At 43.6% G+C, this 25319-nt stretch carries 21 protein-coding genes and 1 riboswitch; of the genes, 15 read left to right on the forward strand and 6 right to left on the reverse strand.

Features of this window, described 5'->3' with window-relative positions:
* Both C1A47_RS10425 and C1A47_RS10430 read left to right on the forward strand, forming a co-directional pair.
* A complete protein-coding gene (locus C1A47_RS10425; RefSeq protein ID WP_111894979.1) occupies positions 1-1959 on the forward strand; it encodes a 2-oxo acid dehydrogenase subunit E2 in 1959 nt (652 codons plus the stop codon).
* A gap of 185 nt (positions 1960-2144) precedes the next feature.
* Complete coding sequence (locus C1A47_RS10430; RefSeq protein WP_111895074.1) at positions 2145-2414, forward strand: hypothetical protein; 270 nt, start codon at positions 2145-2147, stop codon at positions 2412-2414.
* A 170-nt stretch (positions 2415-2584) separates the two neighbouring features.
* On the opposite strand, the gene C1A47_RS10435 is transcribed toward C1A47_RS10430, so the two are convergent.
* From C1A47_RS10435 to C1A47_RS10445, 3 genes are read right to left on the reverse strand one after another with little or no spacing between them, the layout of a single operon-like run.
* A complete protein-coding gene (locus tag C1A47_RS10435) occupies positions 2585-3709 on the reverse strand; it encodes a 4-oxalomesaconate tautomerase (protein ID WP_111894980.1) in 1125 nt (374 codons plus the stop codon).
* Positions 3710-3713: 4 nt separating this feature from the next.
* The gene (locus tag C1A47_RS10440; RefSeq protein WP_111894981.1) at positions 3714-4427 is read right to left on the reverse strand and encodes a 4-carboxy-4-hydroxy-2-oxoadipate aldolase/oxaloacetate decarboxylase; all 714 of its coding nucleotides are present in this window, start codon (positions 4425-4427) and stop codon (positions 3714-3716) included.
* Positions 4424-5188, reverse strand: a complete 765-nt coding sequence (locus C1A47_RS10445) for a PIG-L deacetylase family protein (RefSeq protein ID WP_375707857.1) — start codon at positions 5186-5188, stop codon at positions 4424-4426. The genes C1A47_RS10440 and C1A47_RS10445 overlap by 4 nt, the downstream gene beginning before the upstream one ends.
* An 87-nt stretch (positions 5189-5275) precedes the next feature.
* On the opposite strand from C1A47_RS10445, the gene C1A47_RS10450 reads away from it, so the two are divergent.
* The 9 genes from C1A47_RS10450 to recJ all read left to right on the forward strand — a co-directional run bounded on the left by C1A47_RS10450 (position 5276) and on the right by recJ (position 16962).
* Entirely contained in the window at positions 5276-6487 is a 1212-nt protein-coding gene (locus C1A47_RS10450) for a LysR family transcriptional regulator (protein ID WP_111894983.1), read from the forward strand.
* A 381-nt stretch (positions 6488-6868) separates the two neighbouring features.
* Complete coding sequence (locus C1A47_RS10455) at positions 6869-8215, forward strand: MFS transporter (protein WP_111894984.1); 1347 nt, start codon at positions 6869-6871, stop codon at positions 8213-8215.
* A 106-nt stretch (positions 8216-8321) separates the two neighbouring features.
* Complete coding sequence (locus C1A47_RS10460; RefSeq protein ID WP_111895075.1) at positions 8322-9647, forward strand: carbohydrate porin; 1326 nt, start codon at positions 8322-8324, stop codon at positions 9645-9647.
* 126 nt (positions 9648-9773) lie between these two features.
* Positions 9774-9900, forward strand: a riboswitch (yybP-ykoY riboswitch).
* A gap of 101 nt (positions 9901-10001) precedes the next feature.
* Positions 10002-10586 carry a TMEM165/GDT1 family protein gene (locus C1A47_RS10465; protein ID WP_111895076.1) on the forward strand — a complete coding sequence of 195 codons (585 nt, stop codon included), beginning with the start codon at positions 10002-10004 and terminating at the stop codon, positions 10584-10586.
* 153 nt (positions 10587-10739) lie between these two features.
* Positions 10740-11534: an MBL fold metallo-hydrolase gene (locus C1A47_RS10470; protein ID WP_111894985.1), complete on the forward strand. Its 795-nt coding sequence runs from the start codon at positions 10740-10742 to the stop codon at positions 11532-11534.
* 124 nt (positions 11535-11658) lie between these two features.
* On the forward strand, positions 11659-13125 hold the full coding sequence (gene guaB / locus C1A47_RS10475) for an IMP dehydrogenase (RefSeq protein WP_111894986.1): 1467 nt from the start codon (positions 11659-11661) through the stop codon (positions 13123-13125).
* A 135-nt stretch (positions 13126-13260) separates the two neighbouring features.
* Complete coding sequence (gene glmM, locus C1A47_RS10480; RefSeq protein ID WP_111895077.1) at positions 13261-14589, forward strand: phosphoglucosamine mutase; 1329 nt, start codon at positions 13261-13263, stop codon at positions 14587-14589.
* 11 nt (positions 14590-14600) lie between these two features.
* Positions 14601-15257 (forward strand): pyridoxamine 5'-phosphate oxidase, encoded by a 657-nt coding sequence (gene pdxH, locus C1A47_RS10485; RefSeq protein ID WP_111894987.1) that lies wholly within the window; start codon positions 14601-14603, stop codon positions 15255-15257.
* 1 nt (position 15258) lies between these two features.
* Positions 15259-16962, forward strand: coding sequence for a single-stranded-DNA-specific exonuclease RecJ (gene recJ / locus C1A47_RS10490; RefSeq protein WP_111894988.1), 1704 nt, complete (start codon positions 15259-15261; stop codon positions 16960-16962).
* Positions 16963-17104: 142 nt separating this feature from the next.
* Here recJ and C1A47_RS10495 read toward each other — a convergent pair whose 3' ends face one another.
* Positions 17105-17881 (reverse strand): putative porin, encoded by a 777-nt coding sequence (locus C1A47_RS10495; RefSeq protein WP_111894989.1) that lies wholly within the window; start codon positions 17879-17881, stop codon positions 17105-17107.
* Positions 17882-18206: 325 nt separating this feature from the next.
* Here C1A47_RS10495 and prfB point away from each other — a divergent pair.
* The 3 genes from prfB (at position 18207) to C1A47_RS10510 (ending at position 21489) form a co-directional block, all read left to right on the forward strand.
* Positions 18207-19347 (forward strand): peptide chain release factor 2 gene (prfB, locus tag C1A47_RS10500; RefSeq protein WP_111894990.1). Its coding sequence is split into 2 segments (ribosomal slippage): positions 18207-18323 and positions 18325-19347, totalling 1140 coding nucleotides; the frame shifts between segments, so codons are not numbered across the junction.
* Between the two features lie 133 nt (positions 19348-19480).
* A complete protein-coding gene (locus C1A47_RS10505; protein ID WP_111894991.1) occupies positions 19481-20779 on the forward strand; it encodes a 3-deoxy-D-manno-octulosonic acid transferase in 1299 nt (432 codons plus the stop codon).
* A 5-nt stretch (positions 20780-20784) separates the two neighbouring features.
* Positions 20785-21489, forward strand: a complete 705-nt coding sequence (locus tag C1A47_RS10510) for a 16S rRNA (uracil(1498)-N(3))-methyltransferase (protein WP_111894992.1) — start codon at positions 20785-20787, stop codon at positions 21487-21489.
* Here C1A47_RS10510 and C1A47_RS10515 read toward each other — a convergent pair.
* Together C1A47_RS10515 and C1A47_RS10520 are read right to left on the reverse strand one after the other, a co-directional pair.
* On the reverse strand, positions 21478-22422 hold the full coding sequence (locus C1A47_RS10515) for a mechanosensitive ion channel family protein (protein WP_413772960.1): 945 nt from the start codon (positions 22420-22422) through the stop codon (positions 21478-21480). The genes C1A47_RS10510 and C1A47_RS10515 overlap by 12 nt on opposite strands.
* A 102-nt stretch (positions 22423-22524) precedes the next feature.
* Positions 22525-23106: a DUF805 domain-containing protein gene (locus C1A47_RS10520; RefSeq protein ID WP_111894994.1), complete on the reverse strand. Its 582-nt coding sequence runs from the start codon at positions 23104-23106 to the stop codon at positions 22525-22527.
* Between the two features lie 164 nt (positions 23107-23270).
* Here C1A47_RS10520 and acs point away from each other — a divergent pair, with 164 nt between their 5' ends.
* Entirely contained in the window at positions 23271-25220 is a 1950-nt protein-coding gene (gene acs / locus C1A47_RS10525; RefSeq protein WP_111894995.1) for an acetate--CoA ligase, read from the forward strand.
* Positions 25221-25319 lie beyond the last annotated feature (99 nt).

A 25319-nucleotide genomic window follows, 5' to 3' on the forward strand; every position in this document is an offset into this window, starting at 1 on the left:
ATGCAAATTACGACTCCTGATATTGGTGTAGATAAAGCAACTGTTGCTGAAATCTTGGTGAAGGTTGGTGACAGTATTGCTGAAAATGACAGCTTGGTTTTGCTTGAATCCGATAAAGCCTCTGTTGAAGTGCCTAGCACTTCAGCAGGTGTGGTCAAAAGCATTTTGATCAAAGAAGGCGATAGCGTTGCTGAAGGTACAGTGCTTATTGAACTTGAAGCAGCGGGTGCAGCACCTGCTGCAAAAGCAGAAGAAGTTGCAAAGCCTGCGCCAGTCGTAGAAACCGTTGCTCCAGTCGCAGCAGTACAAGCAGCACCTCAACCAGCAGTTGCAACCAGCAGCCAAGTGGTTGAAGTTCAAGTTCCTGACATTGGTGTAGAGAAAGCACTGGTTGGCGAAATTCTTGTCAAAGTTGGCGACAGCATCGAAGAGAATGACAGCATTGTTGTGGTTGAGTCTGACAAAGCGACAGTAGAAGTGCCAAGCACTGTTGCAGGTACAGTGGAAAGCGTTGAAATTAAAGAGGGTGACAGCGTTAAAGAAGGTGTGGTTTTAATTAAAGTTAAAACAACCTCTGCTGCTGCACCAGTACCTGTAGCTCAAGTTGTTGAAACGCAAGCTCCTGCTGCGCCAGTCGCTCAAGCGGCTGCGCCTGCACCAGCAGCACAACCAGCGGGTGATATTGAAATTCAAGTGCCTGATCTGGGTGTAGATAAAGCAGTCGTGGCTGAAATCTTGGTTCAGGTCGGTGACAAAGTTGAAGTTGACCAAAGCTTGGTGGTGGTTGAGTCTGACAAAGCAACTGTTGAAGTACCAAGTACTGTTGCGGGTGTGGTGAAAGCCATTCACCTACAGTCTGGACAAAACGTGTCACAAGGGATCTTGCTTGCAACGATTGCAGTTGAAGGCCAAGCATCACCAGTTGCAGCAGCTCCTGCTACAGCGAAAGCAGCTCCTGCACCAGTTGCAGCACCAGCAGCCAAAGTTGAAGCTCCAGCAGTTGAAACTCATGGTGCAGATAAGCTGACTAAAGAACAGCAAGATGCAAATGCGAAAGTGTATGCAGGACCAGCAGTTCGTAAGTTAGCACGTGAGCTTGGTGTGATCTTGGCACAAGTGAAAACTTCTGGTGAGCATGGTCGTGTCATGAAAGACGATGTTTACGCTTATGTAAAACAGCGTTTAACAACACCTGTTGAGGCACCTAAAGCGGCTGCAGCACCAGTTGCATCTGGCTTGCCATCATTACCAGACTTCAGTGCATTTGGTGGTGTTGAAGAGAAAGTCTTGACTCGCTTGCAGCAAGTTTCAATTCCACAATTGTCATTGAATAACTTTATTCCACAAGTGACTCAGTTTGACCTTGCGGATATTACTGAGCTTGAAGCGTGGCGTAATGATCTTAAAGGCAACTTTAAGAAAGAGGGCATTAGCCTGACCATTATGGCATTCATCATCAAGGCCGTTGCACACTTGCTTAAAGAAGAGCGTGAGTTTGCAGGTCACTTGTCAGATGATGGTAAATTAGTCTTGCTCCGTAACGAAATCCATATGGGTATTGCGGTTGCAACACCAGATGGCTTGACGGTTCCTGTATTACGTAACCCAGACCAAAAAACCATTAAGCAAATTGCGGTTGAGTTAGGTGTGATGGGTCAAAAAGCGCGTGATAAGAAATTGTCACCGAAAGACTTGCAAGGTGCAAACTTCACGATTTCAAGCTTGGGTGCAATTGGCGGTACGGCATTTACACCATTGGTGAACTGGCCTCAAGTGGCAATCTTGGGTATTTCTCCAGCAACGATGCAGCCAGTATGGAATGGTAAAGACTTTGAGCCACGCTTAATGTTGCCGTTGTCGTTGTCTTATGACCACCGTGTCATTAACGGTGCGGATGCTGCACGCTTTAGCAACAAGTTGACTAAACTTCTTGCCGATATTCGTAGTTTATTACTCTAATTTTTTGAGTAAAAATGAACATTTAAAACCTCGCTTCGGCGGGGTTTTTTTATAGAAATTATTTTAGAAAATGCAGAATAAAAAACCTTTTAAAGTCTTAAAAAATACATAGAATAGCTGAAAATAAAAGCATTTTTGGTTTATGAATGAAAGGTCAGCAGTCATATCTGTGGGGATATCTGAGCATGATGCTACCCTTTGCATTATTAATTTTATTGTTGATGTTTGCTTGGGTCAGTTTCTTGGATTTCCCATGGTCTTGGGTAAATTATTTGGTGTTAGGTATTGAAGCTACAGCCGCTATTTTTGTGTTGATTATTGAATATGAGGGGATGCGTACGCAAGGCGCAGCGGGTTGGACCAGTTTTAGCTTTGTGGGTGGAAGTCTATATTTTGCGTTTGTCTTGTTTTTAGCGCGTTTAATGGTGTGGGGCTATTTTAAATTTATAGTTTAATCAGAAATGATGTGTTTGGATCTATTTAGAGATCTACTGAACAATGAGAGCAAAGGAATTTACAGCTTACGTATTTAACTCGATGTGATTGGGAATATATCAATAAGTTGCGAAATGCGAACAGAACTGGCTTGAACAAGCACTGCGCTTGTTCAAGTAATACGGTATTTTTAAACAGCGACTGAATCGTGATGTGTCTGGCTTAATTTCTGAGTTTGGCGATTATCCCAAAGCTGTTGCGGAATCATCACAAAGCCATCGAATAATGCGCGTGCAGTGCGAATAAAGCCACAGCCTGTAATTTGCTGTTGTTCATTTCGCTCCAGTAACACGGTAAAACGTCCTGTCGGATGTTCGACGTTGAGGCGCTGTTTCAGGTCATTCGAGGTTTGTGCAACATCAAAGGCGACTGTGCCTTCAATCAGACAAGCAGTTGCAACACTGGTCGCGCCAAATACGCCAATTGCAGCGTGGCATTTATGCGGAATAAAGGTACGGGTATGAATAGCACCGCCGCGAATGGCAGGCGAAACGATTGACATTTTCGGAACAGTCTTGTTGCTGACATCTCCCAGATTCATTTTCTGTCCAGCGACTAAGCGAATGGCTTCGATTTGCTGTTTCAGCTTAATGTTGCTATCGAGTTGTTGAGGACTTTCAGTGCCGATAATCCCAAGATCAGCAGCATTAATAAGTACCACAGGCATGCCATTATCAATGCAGGTCACTGAAACGCCATAAATGGTGTCTTTGACGTTGCCTGTGGGTAACAGGCTGCCACAAGTTGAACCTTCAATATTCTGGAAGTTCAAAATGACTTCAGCAGAAGGTTGTGGGACACCATCAATATAAGTGTCACCGACATAATTCACTTCGGCATTTGGGGTTTGAATGGTGACTTTTGCAAGCTGTTCGGTATTTTGCATAAAAATCCGAACAGTGGTGCTATCGGCTTGTGCAGCAATTAAGCCACGCTCGACAGCAAACGGTGCAACGCCTGACAAGATGTTGCCACAGTTTTGCCCATAATCCACCACAGCTTTTTCAACATTGACCTGTGCAAACAGGTAGTCAACATCGGCATCAGTACGTGAGGATTGGGATACAATCGCAACCTTACTGGTCAGTGAGTCTCCGCCACCAATACCGTCAATTTGACGTGCATCGGGAGATCCCATCACAGCAAGCAAGACCTGATCACGTAGAGCAGGGTCCTGCGGTAAATCAGACGCTAAAAAATATGCTGCTTTTGAGGTTCCTCCTCGCATCAGCATGCACCGTATTTTTGTTTGCATGGTCTTAACCTTCCAAGTCTTCCAAGCGATCTACATAAACCAGCCCTTTTTCTTCCAGTCGTGGGCGCATGTTGTAAATGTCTAAGCCAAGTTCACCATTGGCCATACGAACACGTTTAGATTCTTCCAAATCCATACGTTTCTGGCTCAGGTCTTGTACTTTTGCGACTTCTTCACGGGAAACCACAACCACGCCATCATCATCGGCAACAATCGCATCGCCTGGATTGATGAATTGGTCCGCACATACGATTGGCACATTCACTGAACCTAAAGTTTCTTTAACCGTACCTTGTGAATACACGGCACGTGACCAAACGTGGAAGCCCATTTCACGTAGCACATGGCTGTCACGAATCCCGATATCACCAACTAAACCAATCACGCCACGTGATTTCATTGAAGTTGCAAGCAAGTCGCCAAAGAAACCATCAGTACATGGTGAAGTCGGTGCAACCACAATAATGTCACCGGGTTGACATTGTTCAACGGCAACGTGGAACATCCAGTTGTCGCCTGGGGCAACCGATAATGTTACCGCAGAACCCGCAATGGTCACGCCTTGTTGAATTGGGCGAATGCGCGGTGCAAGCAAGCCTTTACGACCTTGTGCTTCATGGACAGTAGCCACACCGTACTCGGCTAATTTTTTAACGGTTTCAAAGTCTGCGCGGTCGATGTTACGAACAACGACACCTTTACGTCCGAGTAGACTCATGCCAAATCCTCCGTTACACGAGGGAAGATGCTTTGATATGCTTCTGCGTAAACAATATTTTTGGCACTGGTGATGCCGATATTACGTTTTGCTTGAACACCGCGTTGTAACGCAACGCGCGTGTAGTATTCCCACAAATGTTCCTGACCTTGCATGCACTGAATCGCTGCGTATTTCTTGTCCCAAACACTGGTAATGTCGAGGAATACATCTGGTTTCCAGTTACATTGTTCAGGTTGGTGTGGTTCGAAGCAGTAGAATGGCGGTGCACCAATGATTTTTTGACCCGGATTGTGACCTTCCGCCTGCGCAATGATGCGTGCTTCTTGCGCCAAATGCGTTGCACGAGGGTGGTCGTAGTTGTACGGGTCTTGCAATGAATGGCTCATCACAAAACTTGGTTGTAACTCACGGTAAATATCCGCCAGTTTAAAAATGATGTCGTTGTTGGTTGGTAATGGATAATCGCCCAAATTTAAAAATTCAATGCTTGCACCCAGCGCTTCAGCGGCTGCACGCGCTTCTTGCTCACGGACTTCTTTTACTCTTTCTTCGGTCATCCCTGCCTGACGCCACAATTTTGCAGACTCGCCACGCTCACCATATGACAAACAAACCACATGCATGTTATAGCCTTGTTCTTTATGCAGTGCGATTGCACCACCTGCACGCCACACGAAATCCGCCGAGTGGGCACTGATTACAAGACCTGATTTTTTTGCAGTATTGTCATTCATAGATAATCTCCTTTGTACAAGCATATTCACATGTGCTAAAAGGAAAAGGTAATGACTTTAACTCGTAGAGATATGAGTTTTATTTATGCTGCAAAACCATAGGAAATGACGATGTGCTCCAATCCGCAAACTGTTAATTTGATGCAGTTAAAGTTCTTTTTGGTGGTGGCAACATTTCAGAATATTTCCAAAGCTGCCGAGCATTTATTCCGCACACAGTCCGCAGTGACACGGGCAATCAGTGACTTAGAACATCAGCTGAATAGTCAATTGTTTGAACGACATCATAATGGGGTGATTCTGACCGAAATCGGGCAGCATATTTATACCCAAGCACAAGCCGCAATTCGGGAGTTGCAGCAGATTCCGATTTTAGTTAAACAGCAACATGCAGAATCTACAGAAAACTTACCTGAACCTTTCTTTTTATATAACACACGCCGTTTAGAGATTTTTGCCACGCTGTATTTAACCAAAGGCATGAAAAATACCGCATCACTATTGCACATTACTCAGCCTGCGGTCAGTTCAGCGATTAAGCTGCTTGAAGAATCACTCAAGACAGAGCTGTTTATCCGTACTCCAAATGGCATTAAAGCCACGCCTATTTGTGATCAGATTCAGGAAAATATCAAACGCTGTCTGAATATCATTGCCGATATTCCGAATCAGGCCGCCAATTTTTTTGGACAGTTACAGGGCACAGTGAAAATCGGGGCATTGCCACTGATTCGAACTTACATTTTACCCAAAGCGATTGCCATGTTAGCTGGGCAATATCCCAATATTCATTTTCTGACGTTTGAAAATGCCTATGAGTCCTTGGTGGCGCAGTTACGTGCGGGGGATATTGATTTTATTGTGGGGGCATTACGTCCGCAGGAACAGTCATCAGATCTGGAAAATCAGATTTTGTTTGAAGAAAACATGTTTATGGTGGTACGTGCCAAGCATCCATTGTTGCGTAAGACGACTTTAAAACCACGTGATCTGTTGCAGGCACAGTGGATTTTGCCACGATCTAACGCACCAGCTCGGCAGCTATTTGAAGAGAATTTTGCATCACTCGAATTGCCCGCTCCACAACCGACCATTGAAACGGGGGATTTGGCACTGACACGTGGCTTGCTGTTACAGTCCAACATGATTGCCGTGGTGTCGGCACAGCAAATGAAATATGAGCTAGATCAAGGCTTAATTAAGAAATTACCGTTTGAATTACAGCAGACGACACGACAAATCGGACTGATTTTCCGTAAAAATAGTGTGCAGTCTGCGGCCAGTCAGGCATTGATTGAATGTATTCAAAATAGTGTTATCTGAATTTAAGATATTGAATAATAAAAAATTATAGTTGTTTTAGGCTAAAGTCGAATATAAATAAAAATCATACCTGTCGTGGTGAAACGCATTATCTTTTCTGGGCAAACAGTTATAAAAATAGCCACATGAATAGAGCTTGATCTTGGCATACATGTTCTTTGACATCGTTATGTTCAAGACCAATAAAAAGATGATGAAGGATTTAGCACAAGGAAGAGATAGGCAATCGTGCAGATGATGAGCTTGGAAATCACATCTCAACAATCGCTTGTTTTTAGATTAATCAATCTTCTCCATCACTAGAAAATGGTATTGCATAGTGCCATGGAGATGTTTTGCCTAAATATTCACCTTAGACAAGGTGAGCAATGGAAAAAGCATATGGATATATTCAATGAATTAAAGACCAAACCCATGAATAGCTATCGCTGGCTGCTCGTGGCACTGTGTATTTTACTGAATGTTGTCGATGGTTATGATGTGCAAGTCATGTCTTTTACTGCAACATCGGTGTCAAAGGAATGGGCACTTTCAGGTTCAGAGTTAGGTATTTTGATCAGTTTAGGCTTGATCGGAATGGCGATAGGTTCGCTGTTTATTGCTCCAATTGCTGACTCGGTTGGACGCCGTACTATTATTCTCTCTTGCTTATTATTATCTGGCATCACCATGCTGGTGAGTAGTCATGCTGATTCAGCATTCCAGTTAGGGACATTGCGCTTGATTACAGGGATTGGTATTGGTGGCTTACTGACCAATGGCGCGGTAATGGCCAATGAGTTCTCAACCACAAAATGGAAAAACCTTTCCGTTGCCTTGTTGTCGACTGGTTATGCGATGGGTGCAGTGTTTGGTGGCATGATTGCATTCCGTCTGATTGGAACTGTGGGCTGGCGTACGGTGTTTTTATGTGGTGGTTTATTCACATTAACTGTCTTGGTTTTAGTTTACTTTATTTTGCCTGAATCTGTTGAATATCAACTCATTAAACGAAAACCAAATACCTTGGAGCGTATCAACAAGACTTTAGCGAAATTTAAAATCAGTACGATTGATGCTTTCCCGATCTATCAACAAGTTTCAACAGGTAAAGTCACGATTGCGAGTTTGTTTAAAGGTCAACTTAAAGTTCGCACATTGTTTGTATGGGTTGCTTTTTTCTCGGTCATGGCAGGTCAGTACTTTATTTTGACTTGGACACCAAAATTACTTTCTATGGCAGGTATGACACCTGAACAAGGGGTAAGCTTGGGGATTATTTTGAACTTTGGTGGAATTTTTGGTGCGATCTTGATGGCATTCTTGACCGTGCGCTTCAAAATTCACTTTGTGTTATCGACTTTCTTTGCTGCGACAGCAGCGTGCATTACGGTGTTTGTACTGAACTCTGGGGACTTTGCCAGTGCCATGTGGATCGCAGTACTTGTGGGTGTCTTTAACAATGGCTGTGTCGCGGGGATGTATGCGTTAGCGAACAGTACTTATGACACAGAAGTTCGTGCAACAGGTGTAGGTTCTGCAATTACCATGGGCCGTTTGGGTGGAATTCTGTCACCTTTGGGGGCGGGCTATTTATTGGATGCAGGTGTAAAACCATTACACCTATACAACTTCGATGCTGTGTTATTCGGGGTCGGGTGTGTGATGATTATCTTGATGTATATCGCTGTTCGAAAACAAAATTTGGGTAAAACTGTCGCTCAGACACAACAACATACCACACCATAAATTAACAAAAAATCCAAATCAAAAAAGGCAAGCCAATGGAACTTGGATGTTCCATGGCATGGCTTGCTATTGCCATGCAAAAGGATAGGCAAATATGAAAGTAAAAATGAAACACACTCTAACCTTCTCAATTTTATCTGTAATGAGTTCTTTGGCTTTTGCCAACGAACCTTGGTCAACTGATCGTCAATGGTTACTTGGTGATTGGAATGGGGAACGCCAAGCCTTGCAGGATAAGGGTTATAAATTTGATATGTCGTTTGTGAATCAGTCTGCAAGTAATGTGGATGGAGGTTATAACGATGATCGGCAAATTCAAAATGCTAGCCAGTTGAAGTTAGGGGCGAGTTTTGATCTTGATAAAATCGCAGGTTGGAAAGATACTCAGGCCAGTTTGGTGATTACTGAGCGTGATGGCGAGTCATTGGCAACCAAACGTACAGCCGATCCACGTGCAGCGCAGTTGAGTTCAACACAAGAAATTTATGGTCGGGGGCAGTCTTGGCGTTTGAATCAAATGTGGATTAAAAAAGGCTTTGATGACAATAAATTCCAAGTGAAATTTGGCCGTATGGGTTTTAGCGAAGACTTTAACTCAAGCCAATGTGAATTCCAGAACTGGGGACTTTGTGGTTCATTACTTGGTAAAGTGGTTGGGGATGTCTGGTATAACGCACCTGTCAGTGTTTGGGCAATCAATGCCAAATATCAGTTTGCACCTGAGTGGTCGATTGCCACAGGTGTATATGAAGTCAATCCGCAAGACACCAAAGAAAATGGTGGTTTTAATCTGGGAATGAGACAAACCAGTGGTGCAACAATTCCTGTGGAATTGGCATGGAAACCGAAACTCAACGGCTTGCCTGGTGAATATAAAATTGGTGCATTCTATTCAACCGCAGACGCTACAGATGTCGCTACTGATGCCAATGGGAACTTCACGACATCGACAGCCAAGCGTAAAGTGCATAACAATAAACACAGTTTCTGGATCAACATGCAACAAAAGCTGACGGAAAATCCGTCTGATCCGAAACGTGGTTTATATGCAACTGCAAACTTTACCTTTAACGATAAAGCCACCAGTAAAGTTGAATATAGTCAGCAGGTTGCACTCTGGTATAAAGGTTTGTTTGATATGCGTCCTCAAGACTCGATTGCCTTGGGTGTGGCACGTTTCCAAGTCAATAAACGTGTGACAGAGCTTGAAGAATATAGTAATGCAGTCAATGGATTGACCAGTGCGGATTATTTAAATGCGAGTTACAAGCCAGTCCAGCGAGATGAAGTGGATGTTGAGTTGAACTACACCTATAACTGGTCGCCAAGCATCATGATTCGTCCAAATATCCAATATGTATATCAGCCAGGTGGTGTAAAAGAAGTGGATGATGCATGGGTTGCAGGTTTAAGCGTACGTGTAAACTTCTAAGCAATGACTGATTGCAGATGCTAAATTTAGTATTAAGTAAGTGATTGAAAAAAGGCTATTGAATAGCCTTTTTTTATTGAAGCAAAGAAATGTTTTGAAAAATCAATTTAGATTTATATAATATCTACACACTTCATTGGGGAGTAGCCGCTATTTACGTTTGTAAATAGATGATGGTCAACATACTTGTTCTCAAACGAACATGGTCATCATAGCAAAACCAATTAAGCTTTCTCCAAAGCTTTCTTTTGTTGGCAAGACCTTTGATTTATCACTCTGCAATCAGATTTGTTCTGATCATGGCTAGCAGGAGGGGTAAGTCATAGGCAAATTTTGCTAGCCAGAGAAAAAATCATGTTAGTCTTCCTTTTTTCCCTTGGTGCTGTGTTCGTCTCTGAAATTGGCGATAAAACACAACTTCTGGCTCTTTTGCTTGCTGCCCGCTTCCGTAAACCGATTCCAATTTTAATTGCAATTCTCGCTGCAACGACCTTAAATCATGGCTTGTCGGCTGTTTTAGGTGAATGGCTCACACAGGTTGTTCCTCAATCCGCGATGATCTGGATTTTGGCGCTAGGCTTTATTGCGATGGCAGTCTGGATGCTCATCCCAGATTCTATTGAAGAAGAATCTGATGGTATTGCTAAATGGCAGCATTTAGGGGTTTTTGGTGCGACCTTTATTCTGTTTTTCTTGGCTGAAATCGGAGATAAAACCCAAATTGCAACTGTTGCTTTAGCAGCGAAATTCCACAGCGTTCTTTTGGTAATGATGGGCACAACAGTGGGTATGTTACTTGCAGATGGGCCTGCCGTTTTTATTGGGAACAAACTGGCAGATAAATTACCAATTTCATTAATTCATAAATTTGGTGCATTCATTTTTCTTGCGGTTGGTGTTATTACCTTGGCACAGCACTATTGGTCAGCAATATTTTAAATTAGATGAAAAATATTCAAATTTTATGAATATTTTTGACTATTTAGGAAATTTTATCATATATTTTTTGGGTTCTGAGATTGTATACAAATCAAAATCCATATAACTTATACGTGATAATAATTTATTCAATTTTTTTGGGGCCTAGGGAAGATGTTTGAACGTACAACATCGCAAGTACTGTTTGATAACGGTACACATAAATGCATCAGCTTCACCAGTCTAGTTAAAGGCGAAGGCGTACAAGCCAACCAATTTTTAATTATTGACAATGAACGTGCAGCAGTCCTAGATCCCGGTGGAGATTTAACTTATGTTCCATTAACCATGGAACTCAATAAATATACCAAGTTAAAGAACCTCGACTATGTCATGGCATCACACCAAGATCCTGACATTATTACCTCTATGCCACGTTGGTTGGTCTATACCGATGCGAAAATTGTCGCTTCAAAACTGTGGGCACGTTTCTTACCGCATTTGAACTCATCATTTATGAGTGACCGTATGAAGGGGAGTTGGGAAGATCGTTTGATTGAACTGCCTGACCAAGGTCAACGCATTCCATTGGGTAATAGTGTGATGGTGGCAATTCCTGCGCACTTTTTACACTCGGTTGGTAATTTCCAGTTTTATGACCCAGTTGCTAAAATTTTGTTTTCTGGGGATATGGGCGCATCGATGGTTGAAGATGCCAATATTCCAATTCAGAACTTTAGTGACCATATTCCAAAAATGAAAGGCTTCCACCAACGTTATATGGGGGGTAATGCCATTATTCGCTTGTGGGTGAATATGGTTCGCCAATTAGATTTGGACATGATCGTACCGCAACATGGCACACCATTTATTGGTAAAGAGCAGATTAATCAGTTCCTGAATTGGGCTGAAGATCTTCAGTGTGGTATGGATTTAATGAACGATCGCATTTTTAGCGTACCGCTTTAAGTTCTTACCCAGAATGCAAAAAATCCAACACATTTGGATTTTTTGCATTTTTCAGCTCACTGAACATGCATTTTTAGGAGAAATTTGTTTATAATAGCTCACGGAATTTACCAGTGAGTTTGTTATGCTGACCATCGTTCAAGAAGCGCTAACCTTCGATGATGTCTTATTAGTCCCTGCCTATTCTACTGTCCTCCCAAAAGATGTTTCTCTTAAGTCACGCCTGACTCGTGGCATTCAGCTTAATATCCCGCTTGTTTCTGCTGCTATGGATACAGTGACCGAGTCACGTATGGCAATTGCTATGGCGCAAAATGGTGGTATTGGTATTATTCATAAAAACATGGATATCGCAGTCCAAGCTGCTGAAGTACGCCGTGTGAAAAAATTCGAAGCAGGTATGGTGAAAGATCCGATTACGGTGACACCAGCGACTACTGTACGTGAATTGATTGAAATTACCAAAGCAAATAACATCAGTGGTGTGCCTGTAGTTCAAGATGGCAAAGTGGTCGGAATTGTAACCGGTCGTGATACACGCTTTGAAACCAATCTTGAACAACCTGTTAGCAATATTATGACGCCGCAAGAGCGCTTGGTAACAGTGAAAGAAGGTGCATCGAAAGAAGAAATTCAAACCTTATTACAAAAACACCGTATTGAAAAAGTCTTGGTTGTTGATGATAGCCATGCTTTAAAAGGTTTAATCACCGTGACGGATTTCCGTAAAGCGGAATCATTCCCGAATTCATGTAAAGATGACCTTGGTCGTTTACGTGTTGGTGCTGCTGTCGGTACAGGTGCTGAAACACCAGCGCGTGTTGAAGCATTGGTTGAAGCGGGTGCAGACGTGATTGTTGTTGATACAGCACATGGTCACTCAGCAGGTGTGATTGAGCGTGTACGTTGGGTGAAACAAAATTACCCACAAGTACAAGTGATCGGCGGTAACATTGCGACTGGCGATGCAGCTTTGGCACTTCTTGATGCGGGTGCAGATGCAGTTAAAGTGGGTATTGGCCCTGGTTCAATCTGTACAACACGTATTGTTGCGGGTATTGGTGTTCCACAAATCTCTGCAATTGACAATGTTGCAAGCGCATTGAAAGGTCAGATTCCTTTAATCGCTGACGGTGGTATCCGTTTCTCTGGTGACATGGCGAAAGCCATCGCTGCGGGCGCAAGCACCATCATGGTGGGTTCATTGATGGCGGGTACTGAAGAAGCACCAGGCGAAGTTGAATTCTTCCAAGGTCGTTACTACAAAGCTTACCGTGGTATGGGTTCTTTGGGTGCAATGGCGGGTTCATCAGGTTCTGCGGATCGTTATTTCCAAGATGCTAAAGCGGGTGCTGAGAAACTTGTTCCAGAAGGTATTGAAGGTCGTGTACCTTACAAAGGCCCAATGAGTGCGATCGTTCACCAAATGATGGGTGGTTTACGTTCATCTATGGGTTATACAGGTTCTGCAAACATTAAAGATTTGCATGACAATGCCAAGTTCGTAAAAATTACGGCAGCAGGTATGCAAGAATCTCACGTACATGATGTAACGATTACTAAAGAAGCGCCAAACTACCGTATTGGTTAATGGTTTTTTAGTAAAAAAGTTGTATAAGAAGCCGTCAGTTCATGACGGCTTTTTTGTTATGGTGTAAAGTATTACAAATTATGTATGACGAATCAGGGTTTGTTTCACAAACCTAAGAACACCAGTGAGAACAGCATGAGTTATTTTGGCACAGACGGAATTCGTGGAAAATTTGGTCAACTTCCAATTACGCCAGAATTTGCCTTGAAGCTGGGTTTTGCAGCAGGAAAAGTTCTAAAAAAACAAGATCCAAAGCATAAACCTGTTGTAGTTATGGGGAAAGATACTCGTTTATCGGGTTATATTTTAGAGTCCGCTTTACAAGCAGGTTTGAATGCAGCAGGTGTTTATGTGCATTTGCTTGGGCCTTTACCAACTCCCGCGATTGCACATTTGACTCGTGCCTTACATGCCGATGCGGGCATTGTGATTTCCGCTTCACATAATCCTTATTTTGATAACGGTATTAAATTCTTCTCGGGTGAAGGTAAAAAACTGCCTGATGAACTACAAAATGCGATTAACCAAGAATTAGAAAAAGACATCGTGATTGAAGATACGGCACAACTGGGTAAAAGTGTTCGTGTTAAAGATGCGAACGGTCGTTATATCGAATTTTGTAAATCAACCTTCCCGTACCATTTCAATTTGCGCGATTTACGCATTGTGGTGGACTGTGCCAATGGTGCAGCTTACAACGTTGGCCCTGCGGTCTTTTTGGAGCTCGGTGCAAAGGTTACAGCCATTTACAATGAGCCAAATGGCTTAAATATTAATGAAAGCTGCGGTTCAACACATCCTGAAAATCTACAAAAAGCAGTGATTGAACAGGGTGCGGATATCGGGATCGCCTTCGATGGAGATGCAGATCGCGTTATTTTGGTGGATAAGTTCGGTAATCTGATTGATGGTGATCATATTCTCTATATTTTAGCGACCCAAGCGAATAATAAACCGCAAGGCATTGTCGGTACGGTCATGAGCAATATGGCACTTGAGTTGGCATTGGACAAAGCCAATGTGCCATTTGTACGTGCTAAAGTCGGTGACCGCTATGTGTTACAAGCGCTAGAAGATAATCAATGGGTGATTGGTGGAGAGCCATCTGGGCATATCTTAACCCTCGATAAAAGCACCACTGGCGATGCCATCATTTCTGCATTACAAGTCTTAACGGTGATGGTTGAGCAAAACAAAGCCCTGCACGAGTTGGTCGAAGGTTTTACTTTATTCCCACAAGTGCTGGTCAATGTTCGTTTAGAACACATGATTGATCCATTTGCAATTCCTGCTTTGGTGGCTGAATTTGAACAAGCCGAGCAGCAATTACAGGGTCGTGGTCGTATTCTGATTCGTAAATCAGGAACGGAGCCTGTGATTCGTGTCATGGTTGAAGGTGATCAATTACAAGAAGTGACCGATCTGGCGAATCACTTGGCAGATGCTATTCGTCAACATGCTTAGGGGAAGCAATGATGAAAGATGTAATTAAAGATTTAAGTGAACTTCGTTTAAGTTATGAACAAGATGAGCTGCTTGAAACTCAAGTACAAGCGCATCCACATCAACAGTTTTTAGACTGGTTTAATTTTGCTTTAGCTGCCAATTTGCATGAACCGTATGCCATGTCGGTTGCGACAGCCGATGCACAAGGACGCCCGCATGTGCGTACCTTGTTGCTGCGTGGTGCGACTGAAGCAGGCTATGATTTTTATACCAATTATGACAGTCAAAAAGGCTTGGACTTGGCGGCTAATCCTTATGCCGAATTTTTGTTTTACTGGCCGAGCTTAGAGCGTCAAGTCCGTGTTCATGGTCGAGTGAGCAAAATCTCTGAGGCAGAATCTACCGATTACTACCATAAACGCCCGCGTGACAGCCAAATTGCAGCACATATCAGTACCCCACAAAGTGGTGTGATTGCTGGGCGTGCGGAGTTGCAACAGCGTTTTGAAACTTTGCATGATGCTGTGGCTGACGAAACTGAGCTGAAAAAGCCTGAGTTCTGGGGCGGTTATCGTTTACAGCCAGAAAGCTATGAATTTTGGCAAGGTCGTCCAAACCGTCTACATGACCGTTTGCGTTATGAACTGCAAGATGGACAGTGGGTTTTACAGCGTTTAATGCCATAAGATGAAAAAAATACAAATTAAACAAAGACCTTTGCTAACACGCCCTGAAGATTTTCAGGGCATGTTGCCTTTTATTGCCCAAATTTTGGCACGTCGGGGTGTCGCTTCACCGCAAGAGTTAGATTTAAAGCTCAAACATTTGCTGAAACCAGAACTGAAAGGCTTACAGACTGCAATTGAGTTAATCGATAGTGCGATTGATCAGCAGCAGCAGATCGTGATTGTGGGGGATTATGATGCTGATGGTGCAACCAGTACCGTCCTAATGCTGTTGGCACTCCGCGATATGGGTGCGAAAGTCGATTATGTCGTGCCTGACCGTTTTAAATATGGCTATGGTCTGACGCCGAAAATTGCAGATTTGGTACAGGAAAAATATCAGCCCAAATTGATGATTACCGTCGATAACGGGATTTCGAGTCATGCGGGGGTTGAGCAGGCACAGCAGCACGGTATGCAGGTGATTATTACCGATCATCACCTAACCACTAAACCCACACCAAATGCTGATGCCGTGGTCAATCCCAATCAACTCGGCTGTGATTTTCCAAGTAAGTCCTTGGCAGGTGTTGGGGTTGCGTTTTATGTGCTGGCCAATCTTGCCAGTTTGCGCCGTCAGCACGGTAAAACGAGCAGCCAACTGACGCAATATCTGGATTTGGTGGCTTTGGGTACCTATGCCGATGTGGCGAGTCTTGACTATAACAACCGAATTTTGGTGGATGCAGGCGTTCAGCGCATGCGTCAGCAGCAGTGTCGTATCGGCATTCTTGCGCTATTAGATATTGCAGGTCGTGATCCTGCACAGCTACAGGCACAGGATCTCGGTTTTGTCTTGGGGCCACGGATTAATGCCGCAGGGCGAATGGAAACCATGGACATTGGCATTGAATGTCTATTGGCACAAGATACACAACAAGCCTATCACCTTGCGCAGCAGCTACATCAGCTTAACCAGGAGCGCCGTCAGGTTGAATCGCAGATTAAGCAAGATGCCTTACACACTTTAGAGCAGATTCGCCTAGATCAAACTGCATTACCTGCGGCATTGGTGATGTTTGAGCCACATTGGCATCAAGGGGTGATTGGCATTGTTGCAGGTCGCCTGAAAGAGCAGTTTCACCGCCCGAGTATTATTTTTGCAGCCGATGAAGATGGAATTCATCTGAAAGGTTCAGCACGTTCGATTGATGGTATTCATATTCGGGATGCCATTGAACGGGTTGCGGAACGTCATCCACACTTGGTGCGTTACTTTGGTGGACATGCCGCAGCAGCAGGTTTGACCATTGAAAAACAGTATTTTACTGAGTTTCAGCAGGTCTTTACGGCGCTGATTGCCGACATGGATGCACAGTTGTTTGAAGAGGTATTGTGGACAGATGGTGAATTACCTGTCGATGCTTTTCATTTGCAAACTTTAGCGACTTTGGAGCAACTTGGGCCGTGGGGACAGAAATTTCCATTGCCGACTTTTGAAGGAACTTTTGCAATATTGGATTATCGCTGGCTGAAAGAGCGTCATCTCAAGCTGCGTTTAGGGTTGGAGAATGGACAAAGCCTCGATGCGATTGCCTTTAATGCGATTGATCGATTTGAATTTGATCCCATGCACATGCAGGTGCGTTTAGTCTATCGCCTCGAAAAAAATGAGTTTAATGGCTCAACCAATTTACAACTACATATCATGCATTTGGAACAATAAAAAACCGCTCAGTTGAGCGGTTTTTTATTCACTTTCTTTCATCGTTGTTTGCACCCTCTTTATTTTTCTCCCTGAGCAAATTGAAATATATTTCAATGCAGCGCAAGAGAAATAAAAGGAACTTATGAAAGAAACCTATTGCTTAGAAGCGGTAAGATGCACCCACGCTATAAGTGTTGTAGTTATCGCCAAAGCCTAAGCGTCCATCGACACTGACATTGTTGTTAAAGTACTTCTTCGCAGTCAGACCCCATTGATCTTCATCAATGGATTTGTCTTTGCTGTAGTCTGCGCCAATACTGAGTGTTTTATCGATGTAGTAATCACCTGCAACATAGTATTGTTTGTTTTCGTCATTTCCAAATACACCGCGTGCTTCAAGGTTGATGTCATGCTGACCGACTTGGGTCACGTATTTGGCACGTAAGGTTGGGTCTACACCATCGCCACCATGTTGGGTGTCATAGCCTTGTGCACCGACGGCAACCAATAAACCTGGTGCTGGCAAGTAACCGACTTCGGCATTGTACAAGGTAGTTTTACGGTCAATGCCAGTATTATCGATCTTGTATTCGTTACGTCCAACATTACCACCTAAGTAGAAGTTAGACTCGGGAACATAGTATTCGGCACCTGCACTATAGGTGGTGTTTTTGGTTCCGCTATTGTCACCATAGTTGACACTGCCATGCACATTACTTGCACGATCTAAAAAGGCTGCTTCAGCGAGTGGGGCATCACGTGTTTCGACAGGATTAAAATAATAGGTTCCATTCACACCAAACTGACTGACACCATCGGCATGATCTGGATCTAGGTAGCTATAAGAGCCTCCAACTTCAGCTTGGTAGGCATTTGCCATACTGGTTACACTGAGTCCTGCAAGGAGTGCTGTAGAGGCAATCAGTATTTTTTTCATATCACTTTTCCTTTGGAAAGGCTGTTTTTCATTTTTTGTTACAAGTTTAAGTCTAGTAGAAAATACCAAGTGGTCAATTCTGAGAAAGTAATTGAACTGTACGTAAGTAAGTGTGTGTAAAAAAATAAAATTAAGGTATTGATAATAAATAAAAATATAATATGTAGTGTTTTATTAATAGTGTTATGGCTTTGTGATTTTAGCTTAAATAATCAGCAATTGTTTTTGTTACAAATCATGTTTGATGCTTTTCTGTGAATGGAAAAAGTATCTGGTGAACTTGCAATATTTCGAAAAGTAGCAGCATATCACCAGCCCAGACTCTATGTTAAAATGGCGCAAATTTTATGGCTGTAGAGAGAAGTTTCACGTGGAAATCAATCCGTATCTAAACCAATTAAAAGATTTAACTGATCGTAGTCAAACACTACGGGGGTATCTTTGACTACGATCTGAAAAAAGAACGTTTAGAAGAAGTCCTACGTGAGCTTGAAGACCCAGCGATTTGGAATGATCAAAGCCGTGCGCAAGCCATGGCCAAAGAAAAAGGTGAGTTGGAAAACGTCTTGAATGTGCTAGACGGTTTAGCGACTCAACTTGAAGATGCTCAAGCGATGCTTGATTTGGCTGTAGAAGCCGATGACGAAGGTCTGCTAGAAGATGTTCAGGCTGAACTCACTGCTGCTGAAGAAGATTTGGCAAAACTTGAATTCCGCCGTATGTTCAGTAACCCAATGGATCCGAACCCATGCTATGTGGAGATTCAGGCGGGTTCTGGTGGTACAGAAGCACAAGACTGGGCTTCGATGTTGTTACGTATGTATATGCGCTGGATCGAACGTCACGGTTTTAAAGCTGAATTGATGGAAGAATCGGATGGCGATGTCGCAGGGATTAAATCTGCCACCATTCGTGTTGAAGGTGAATATGCTTACGGTTGGTTGCGTACTGAATCAGGCGTGCACCGTTTAGTGCGTAAGTCACCATTTGACTCGGGGAACCGTCGCCATACGTCTTTCTCTGCGGTGTTTGTTTCTCCTGAAGTGGATGACAACATCGAAATTGACATCAATCCATCCGATGTTCGTACCGATACTTACCGTGCTTCAGGTGCAGGTGGTCAGCACATTAACAAAACTGATTCTGCAGTACGTTTAACCCATACGCCAACAGGCATTGTGGTGGCGTGTCAGAACCAGCGTTCACAACATGCTAACCGTGACCACGCATGGAAACAGTTACGTGCGAAATTGTATGAACTGGAAATGAGTAAGCGTAACGAAGCTGCTCAAGCGCTTGAAGATTCAAAATCGGATATCGGTTGGGGGAGCCAGATTCGTTCATACGTTTTGGATGACTCACGCATTAAAGACTTGCGTACAGGCGTTGAAAACTCAAATACGGGTGCAGTACTGGATGGTGATCTGGACAAATTTATTGAAGCGAGCTTAAAGCAAGGTCTGTAATTTCTGCTTAAAAGCATCTCTGAAAAGCCAATGTGAAGTCATTTGCATTGGCTTTTTTGTTGCAGATGAACGCTGTTCTTTTAAAATTTTTTACGCATAATAGGCACACATTTTTTCTGATTTTAAGATTTGGATGACCCAAGCGATTTCAACTTTGAAAACTCCATTTTGGTACAACTGGCTGTTGGCAGGTATCAAACCCTTGTACCGCTGGCGTTTAAACAAACGCTCAGGGCATCTTGCCGATTTTCAAAATGAAATCACTGAACGCTTTGGCCCTTTTCAAACACCCAGAAATACTCAGGTGATCTGGTTTCATGCGGTGTCAGTTGGCGAGACCAATGCGGCCCATCCTCTGATTGAACATTATTTACAGCAAGGTCAGGCTGTCCTAGTCACCAATACCACGCGCACAGGGCAGGCACGGGCAAAGTCGTTATTTGAACAGCGCTATCCAAACCTTTTTCAAGCGGTCTTTTTACCTGTCGATCAGCAATATTTGGTCAATGCCTTTATTGATCGCTATCAACCAAAAATTTTATTGTTGATGGAAACCGAGCTGTGGCCAAATCTGTTGCAATGTGTGGCAGAGCACAATATTCCTCAGCTTTTACTGAATGCCCGATTGTCTGAGAAATCAGCCAAAGGCTATGCCAAATTTAAGCGTTTAACTTCTCCGATGCTGAGTCAGTTGAGCTGGATTGCTGCTCAAGATCAGGCGACTTTGCAGCGATTTGCCAGTTTGGGTAAATCAACCACATCAATGAGTGTGGTGGGGAATGTTAAATTTGATATTACTGCGCCTGATTGGGTGGCGGCACAGGCTGAACAGTTGCATCTAGATTGGCAACTGACACAGCGTAAAGTGATGGTACTTGCCAGTACCCATGCGCCTGAAGAACAACAACTTCTCACTGAACTCAAAGCAGCTTTGCAAGCTGATCCAAGCCTATTGTGTATCGTGGTGCCGCGCCACCCTGAACGTTTTGATGAAGTATTCCAAGTGACTGAGCAACTCGGTTTGAATGTGAAGCGCCGTAGCTTGCAACAAGCCGTAGATGCCAATACCCAAGTGTATTTGGCTGACAGTATGGGTGAATTATGGCTTTGGTATGCCTTGAGCCAAGTGGCCTATGTTGGGGGTTCTTTGAATGAACCAGGTGGTGGGCACAATATCTTGGAACCTGTAGCGCTAGGTGTCGTAACGGTCTTGGGAAAAAACTATTTTAATTTCCAACAGATTGTCGATGAGTTCGTGCACAACGCAGCGGTTGACGTGGTACAGGATGCTCAGCAAGCTTGCCAGAGATTCACTGAGTTACTGAGCAGTGCAGAGCAGCGTCAACAGATGGTGCAACGAGCCACCACCATTTTGCAGAAGAACCAAGGTTCACTTCTGCGTCATACTCAACTGATTGATCGGTTTTTATAACACTCATGAATCTCGTTTTATTGTCAGAACAACCCGAACAAGCACTTTGGGGAATTCGAGAACCGCGCCAATTGCAGCATTTACAGCAGCATCTTGACCTTAAAGTCGGTGACCAGCTTAAGGTCGGCATTCGACAAGGCAAACGTTATCTGACTGAGGTTCAGGCGATAACCCCAGAGCAGGTGCTGGTTAAACCGATTCAGGAATTGACTATTCCTGAAAAATTACCTGTAACCTTGATTGTGGCTTTACCTCGTCCCAAAGTTTTACGCCGTCTGGTCATGGACAGTGTGACTTTGGGGGTAGAAAAATTAGTGCTGATTCATAGCTATCGGGTCGATAAAAGCTACTGGCAAAGCCCGTTTCTACAACAGCTCAATGATTATGTGACCTTAGGTTTAGAACAGGCAGGCGATACTATTGCCCCCAAAATAGACATGTATCGTCGTTTTAAACCTTTTGTGGAAGATGTTTTGTCAGAGTGGACGACACCTGAAAGCCCAAGTTTCGTGGCACATCCTTATGCAGAGCAAGGTCTGCCTGCTGTGAAAACCGCACATTGCCAAATCTTGATTGGCCCTGAAGGTGGTTTTATTCCCTATGAAGTCGAATTGCTTGAAAAAAACGGCTGCCAAAGTTTTAGCTTGGGCAACCGTATTTTAAGAACTGAAACAGCAATTCCGTATGTCTTAGGAAGTTTATTTCGCTAAAGGATCCATCGCTGTTGCATCATTTGAGACTTTAATTTCACGAATCGGGTAGGGAATCGAAATGCCTTGTTCGTTAAACGCAATCATGACCTGTTCCTGAATTTCACTGGTCGATGCTGCAATACTGGTTTCTGTGGTGTCAATCCACCAGCGAACAGTGAGATTGACTGAGAAATCGGCCAAAGCAGTCACATTCACTGAGAAGTCTGGATGGCTGAGCACATTACGGTTTTCATCCAAGATTTTGAGAATCTGTTCTTTGGCTTTGGTGACATCATCATCATAACCAATACCCACCACAAACTCACAGCGGCGACGTTGATAGGCGGTATTGACCGTAATCGCGCTGGTGTAGACGGTTGCATTTGGAATCACAATACGACGACCATCATACGAACAAAGGAACGTTGCACGGATTTGGATATCTTCAACAGTTCCTTCTAAACCATTACAGACAATCGCATCGCCAATACGGAATGGTTCGCTGAGCAAGATCAGAAGACCTGAAAGTAAGTTCTGGAAAATATCTTTAAATGCAAAACCAATCGCAACAGAGCCAATACCCAGAGCACTCATGAGTTGGCCTGGCGTGAAGCCTGGAATCGCAATCACCAGTGCAATCAGGAAGCCAAAGAATAAAATGGTCGATGTTCCCACTCGGTTGAGTACCAACACCAAATTCTGACGGGTATAAGAACGATTTTCTAAGGTTTTACGAACAAAAAACTTAAATAATTTGGTGAGCAACCAAAAAATGATAAACACCACAATCGCAATACAGATATAAGGAACACGGCTCCAGAAACTGTCGATAATCTTGTCAATCGTGGTGTAGGCATCGTGGTACTTACTACTATGCTCAAGCACAGTTTGCGTGGTTTTTTTGCCTGCTTCTTGCAAAAGATGCGTTGTATCTTGCGCCACGTTTTGTATGGTTGAGGATTGATTCTCTGCCACGTATATTTGTCCCAAACTTAAAAACGCTATATTTTGCCTGAAAAAACAGAAAGTTTAGTAAAAAATCGTAGAGCAATTTTAGAAATAATGCATGCCTTGACGCATCATTTGATGTGGGCTCTCTAATTCACCTGTTCCCATCATGTACGAAATACGCATGCTGCTACTGGCTAAGCTGATGAGAAATAGCACAATGATGAGCCATGCACACAGTTTTTCCCAAGCGGATGTTCGGTGTGGTGAACCGTAGTTATTGGCATGACTTGAGCCTGGTGCCAAGAGCAGATAAATAACAAAAAATAAATTAATCATGGGAATGAGCAGTAACAAACTCATCCAACCGCTCTGATTCAGGTCATGTAAGCGCTGAATCATGAAAATGGTCATCAGATAGCTATAAATCAAGAGCGCCAGAAGCCCGCCAAACAGCATGAAAAACGGGTGCCCTGACAAGTGGGATGTGCGTAGCATCATGCTATCCCAGTTGATTAAATGCATGCTTTGGACAGTCAAGGAAACAATCCCGACAAAAAGAAAATGCAGTAAGCCTGAACGGGCAATATAACTGAGTCGACCCAGTCGATTGTCACAGGAAAATAGAGAGCGGGATGATTGATCCTGTCCTTTTCCAAAAAACGAAGCTGAATTTTGAGATGGCATATGGATCCCCAAGAATATAGTGCTTGTACAAAAAGTATACGATACAAACATGCCCTGTGTTGAATTATTGTACTTAAATAACCTGTGTATTGGAAAAAATAACAAACAAAAACAACACGCATTTCATGATGAAACTGCGCTCACCCGATCAAGGAAGTCAGTCTATGCAAGAACTCTATCCTGTTCCTGAGGAATTCAAACAAACTGCGCGCACTTTGGAGCATGAGTACTTCCAGCGCTATCAGCAATCTATTGAAGATCCAGATCGGTTTTGGGCTGAACAGGCCCGTGCAATTGACTGGATGACGCCATTTACCAAAGTGAAAGATACCAGTTATGACCCTGAAAATTTTAAAATCCAGTGGTTTGCAGATGGTCAGCTCAATGTCTGTGTGAATTGTCTGGATCGGCATTTAAAAGAACACCCGCATAAACCCGCAATTATATGGGAGGGGGATCATCCTTCCAGACACAAAATTATTTCTTATAAAGAACTGTATGCGGAAGTCTGCCGCTTTGCGAATGCCTTGAGAAAATATGGAATTCGTAAGGGGGACCGTGTGATTTTATATATGCCAATGGTGAGTGAAGCCACGATTGCCATGTTGGCCTGTGCTCGAATTGGTGCTGTTCACTGTGTCGTATTTGGGGGATTTTCACCTGATGCCTTGGCGAGCCGCATTGAAGACAGTCAGGCCAAAATGATCATTACCGCCGACGCGGGGATGCGTGGTGGAAAGTTATTACCGCTCAAGCAAAATGTCGATCTGGCTTTGCAACAGCAGGGCACGGCAACGGTTGAGCATGTGGTTGTGGTGCATCGTACAGGCAATCCCATTGATTTTTTACCTAAACGGGATTTGTGGTATCACATGCTACAAATGGAGGTCGATGAAATTTGCCCGCCTGAACCGATGAATGCTGAAGATCCACTCTTCATTTTGTATACCTCGGGTTCAACAGGAAAACCGAAAGGGGTGTTGCATACCACTGGAGGCTATCTGGTTTATGCCGTGACGACCTTTAGAGAGGTTTTTGATTTAAAACAGGATGATATTTACTGGTGTACGGCCGATATCGGATGGATTACAGGACATTCCTATGCGGTATATGCACCTTTAGCCACAGGTACAACCACCTTAATGTTTGAGGGAATTCCGCAATACCCAACATGGGCACGCGTTGGACATATCATTGATAAGCATAAAGTGACGATTCTTTATACAGCGCCAACGGCAATTCGCGCCATGATGCGTGAAGGTGATGCTTATGTTCGGGAGAGTAACCGCAGCACTTTACGTTTATTGGCAACCGCAGGTGAACCGATTAACCCTGAAGCATGGCACTGGTTTTATGATGTTGTGGGCGAAGGGCGCTGTCCAATTTTGGATACGTGGTGGCAAACTGAAACAGGCGGCATGATGATTACCCCTTTGCCTGGGGCAACAGCCTTGAAACCAGGTTCAGCAACTCGCCCATTCTATGGTATTCAGCCAGCCTTGGTCGATACAGAAGGCCATGAAATTGAGGGTGCTGGCGAAGGTAACTTAGTCATTAAAGATGCTTGGCCAGGGCAAATGCGCAGTATTTGGGGAGACCCAAAACGCTTTATTGAAGCCTATTTCTCAACTTATCCAGGCTGTTATTTTACAGGGGATGGCGCACGCCGAGATGCCGATGGCTATTACTGGATTACAGGTCGGGTCGATGATGTTTTGAATATTTCAGGACACCGTTTAGGCACTGCCGAAATTGAAAGTGCACTCGTGGCGCATGAAGCTGTTGCAGAAGCGGCTGTGGTTGGTATTCCACATGATATTAAAGGACAGGGAATTTGTGCTTTTGTGACCTTGCAGGCAGATCATGTCGAATCTGAGGAGTTGCGTGAGGCATTGGTGAAATGGGTGCGCAAAGTTTTAGGCCCGATTGCAACACCAGATGTGATTTATTGGGCTGCGGCGCTCCCGAAAACCCGCTCAGGAAAAATTATGCGGCGGATCTTACGCAAAATTGTTACGGGGGAATTGGAGAGTTTGGGAGATACTTCAACACTGGCGGAACCTCAGGTTGTGGAGCAATTGATCGTGACTGTGACAGGAAAAGCTGAAAAATAGCTTGTTTTTTGCTCAAAATAATGAATATAGCTTAAATAAATGTCACTTCAGGGTGGCATTTAATCCAACTCATTTCATTTAAATAATATTGAATGTTTT

Source organism: Acinetobacter sp. MB5 (genome assembly GCF_003261585.1).
Classification (GTDB): Bacteria; Pseudomonadota; Gammaproteobacteria; order Pseudomonadales; family Moraxellaceae; genus Acinetobacter.